This is a genomic window from Chitinophaga sp. (genome assembly GCF_036569185.1).
Taxonomy (GTDB): Bacteria; Bacteroidota; Bacteroidia; order Chitinophagales; family Chitinophagaceae; genus Chitinophaga.
The window spans coordinates 1-4069 of the sequence record NZ_DATCRD010000301.1; the positions used below are offsets into that span (position 1 = coordinate 1).

The 4069-nt window shown below is 50.6% G+C and carries 4 protein-coding genes; all 4 read left to right on the plus strand.

The features are described from left to right. The coding region (locus tag VIM72_RS23515) for a UxaA family hydrolase (RefSeq protein WP_332005264.1) at window positions 1–1080 on the plus strand (1080 nt) is incomplete at its 5' end. 34 nt (window positions 1081–1114) lie between these two features. Beyond that, window positions 1115–2347 (plus strand): DUF6786 family protein, encoded by a 1233-nt coding sequence (locus VIM72_RS23520; protein ID WP_332005265.1) that lies wholly within the window; start codon window positions 1115–1117, stop codon window positions 2345–2347. 6 nt (window positions 2348–2353) lie between these two features. Then, on the plus strand, window positions 2354–3214 hold the full coding sequence (locus VIM72_RS23525; protein WP_332005266.1) for a fumarylacetoacetate hydrolase family protein: 861 nt from the start codon (window positions 2354–2356) through the stop codon (window positions 3212–3214). Window positions 3215–3229: 15 nt separating this feature from the next. Continuing rightward, window positions 3230–4069 (plus strand): MFS transporter (locus VIM72_RS23530; RefSeq protein WP_332005267.1); only part of this gene is annotated, 840 nt, incomplete at its 3' end.

The window sequence follows — 4069 nt, forward strand, 5'->3', positions numbered from 1 at the left end:
CTTCCCACCCGTGCCTTTCCAAACATTGACGGCATTAAACTGCTCACACATACCATGGGCTGCGGTGGCACAAAAGATGACGCCCGTACGCTCTGTGGTTTACTGGCAGGTTATATTACACATCCCAACGTGGCCGGCGCAACAGTGTTAAGCCTCGGCTGCCAGAATGCACAGATCAGTATCCTCAAAGAAGAAATTGAAAAAAGATCACCGGGCTTCGACAGAACCGTGATTTACCTGGAACAGCAACAGGAAGGCTCGGAGAAAACGCTGATGACCAAAGCTCTTCAGCAAACATTTGAGGGATTAGCCTATGCCAACCAATGGCAACGGCGCCCCGCTCCTCTCAGCAAATTATGTATAGGTATGGAATGCGGCGGCTCCGACGGTTTTTCCGGTATCTCCGCCAACCCTGCTGTTGGGAAAGTGGCCGATATACTGGTAGCACTGGGCGGTTCCGTAATACTATCAGAATTCCCGGAACTATGCGGCGTGGAACAGGAACTGAGCGATCGCTGCATAACTACGGAAATGGCTACACGATATGTGCAGCTGATGCGCGACTATGCCAGCAGAGCGGAAGCGGTAGGGTCAGGCTTCGACTCCAACCCTTCTGCCGGTAATATCCGCGATGGTTTGATCACTGATGCTATCAAATCGGCCGGAGCTGCTAAAAAGGGAGGCTCCTCCCCGGTAACAGATGTAATAGACTACCCCGGATGGATACAGCGCCCGGGACTTGCCTTGCTTTGTACACCCGGCAGCGATGTGGAATCCACCACTGCGGAAGTAGGCGCCGGCGCTAACCTGGTATTGTTCACTACCGGTCTTGGCACGCCTACCGGCAACCCGGTTACACCAGTAGTCAAGCTATCTACCAACAGTGCCCTTGCCCGCAAAATGCATGATATCATTGACCTTGATACCGGCACTATTATCAGTGGGGAAGAAACCATGGAGGAAGTTACCAACCGCATCATGGAACTGGTGATAGCCACCGCCAGCGGCGAGTACCAGACCAAAGCACAGGTGCTGGGACAGGACGACTTCATTCCCTGGAAAAGAGGGGTATCACTATAGTTTGTTTTTTATCACGCTAAAAAATGTCTTCGTTATGAAAAATATCCTTCTCTCCGGTTGTATTGCTGCAGGGCTTTTTGCCTGTAACGGCGCCGGGCCAACGAAAGAACAAAAAGAAATGAAGCCGGAAAATTTTGGTGAAGATGTAGCCTTTTTACAACAACACCTGGAGAACGTAGTAGTACTGAAAAATGGAAGCGACAGCGGCCGGGTAGTGGTAACGGGCGACTACCAGGCACGCGTAATGACCAGCACCACCGGGGGCGATAAAGGGAAAAGCTTTGGCTGGATCAACTATCATCTTGTAGCATCTCAGCAATACGCGCCGCATATCAATGCCTTTGGCGGTGAAGAACGCTTCTGGCTGGGGCCGGAAGGCGGACAGTATGCGCTTTTCTTCCCACCAGGAAAACCTTTCGACTTTGCCAACTGGCAAACACCCGGCCTGATTGATACGGCACACTATACAGTAACTGCGCAATCAGAAAACAGCATTACTTACCAGCAGCAGGGCAGCATTCAAAACTATAAAGGCAGCACCTTTCAATTGCAGATCAACAGGACCATCCGGCTGTTGAACAATGCTGATATCGTTTCGGGTATCGGGTTCCCCTTGCCTGAAGGGATCCGCAGCGTAGCTTACGAAACAGACAATACCATCACCAATAAAGGCGATAGCGCCTGGCAGGAAGAAAACGGGCTGCTCAGCATATGGTTGCTTGGCATGTTTAAGCCTTCCGATCAAACCGCTATTGTAGCGCCTTTCAGACCAGGTCCGGATGCAACCAAACATATCACGGATGATTACTTTGGAAAGATCCCGCCGGAAAACTTACAGGTGAAAGACAGCCTGTTACTGTTCCGTGCCAACGGCAAATCGCGCGGCAAGCTGGGCCTCTCTCCCCTTGTAGCCAAAAGAGGCGCCGGTAGTATTGACCTTGAAAACAATACGCTCACCGTTTTACTTTATGACGTAGCGCCACAGGGACGCTATGTAAATTCCAAATGGGAACTACAGAAAGAACCATTCAAAGGGGATGCAGTGAATTGTTACAACGACGGTCCGCTGGCCGATGGCACACAAATGGGGCCCTTCTACGAAGTAGAATCCTCTTCCGATGCACGTGCGTTGAAGGCGGGAGAATCGCTCCGTTACCGCCAGACCACTCTGCATTTTGAAGGCGATCGCAAAGCGTTGCAGGCGCTGGCTATGCAGCTCTGGCAGCTATCGCTGGAAGACGTACAACATTTTCTCACCAACAAATAACTTCCAATGAATATCATCCGCATTTATAAAACCACTACCACTTTACTTATTGCTTACCAGGAAAAATACTACACTGTTATTGCCGGGTGGAACGATTTTGTGAACAGGGAAGGATTGCATCAACGTATACTGGAAGATCTCAAAGGGCTGGAGCCTGTTGAAACATCTGCAGCGGAAAAAATACTTGCTACCTCTTTACTGCCGCCCATCGGTTCGCAGGAAGTATGGGCTGCCGGCGTTACCTATTACCGGAGCCGGACTGCCCGCATGGAAGAATCAGAAGATTCCGGCGGCGCCACTTTTTATGATAAAGTGTATGTAGCCGAACGCCCGGAACTATTCTTCAAAGCTACGCCGCATCGCGTATCAGGTCATGGCCAAACCGTGTATATCCGGGCAGATTCTTCCTGGGATGTGCCAGAGCCGGAACTTACTTTATTTATCTCTGCTAAAGGAACAATTGAAGGCTATACAGTAGGCAACGACATGAGCTCCCGTAGCATAGAAGGGGAAAATCCATTGTATCTGCCGCAGGCAAAAGTATACGAAAAATGCGCCGGGCTTGGTCCCTGTCTCATGGTGCCTGATGTACCGATTCCCGCAGACACAATGATCCGCATGGCTATTTACCGTAACAATGAAGTACAGTACTCAGATAGTGTGCCCATCAGCCAGATGAAACGTAGCCACCAGGAACTGGTGGATTTCCTGTACCGTGGCTGTGCTTTCCCCGATGGTTGTTTCCTGATGACTGGCACCTGCCTGGTGCCCGACAATAGTTTCACCCTGCGGGACAACGACCGTGTAGAGATCAGCATAGATCATATAGGCCAGCTTACGAATAATGTAGAGACCTATCGCATGTAACTAAAAAAATCCTTTATGAATTCCACTGTAGCCGTTAAACAGGAAGTACCGGCATCAACCGCTGCCCGGCAGCTGAAAACCGCTTCCATCCTAATTATCAGCCTGTTCTTTTTATGGGCGCTCACCGGCAACCTGATACCCGTGCTCATACCGCACCTGCGTAAAGCCTGCCAGCTGAATGATTTCCAGTCGGCCTTCATTGACGCTGCCTATTGGATCAGCTATTTCTTCTTTGCGCTGCCGGCAGCCTGGGTGATGCGTAAATGGAGTTATAAAACCGGTATCATCACGGGTTTGCTCATTGCAGCAGCCGGCGCTATACTGTTCTTCCCCGCGGCTGAGTTACGTTCCTTCGGGCTTTTTCTTTTTGCATTGTTTCTTGTTGCGGCAGGTATGACCTTCCTTGAAACCGCTGCCAACCCGTATATCACCATTATGGGCGCACCGGAAACAGCGGTGCAGCGGCTAAACTTTGCGCAGGCTTTCAACGGCCTGGGCGCCTTTGTAGCGGCCTTTTTCCTGAGCAAGGTTATTCTTTCCGGGAAGGAGCTAACAGTAGCAGAAAGCAATAGTATGTCGCCCGAAGCGCTGAACCAATACCTGCTCACAGAAGCCCGTTCCGTGCAGGTACCTTATCTTGTAATTGCAGGCGTGTTGCTGCTTACAGCATTGCTGTTCAGGATCGTATCATTTCCCAAAACACAGGAAGAGCACAGCGATGGGCAGATGATCAATCTTCGTGTATTCAGGCACGTGCATTTCCGCTGGGGCGTGATCGCCCAATTTGCATATGTGGGTGCGCAGGTATGCATTTCAAGTTTCTTTATCCGTTATGCCGGCTACAGTGGTCATATG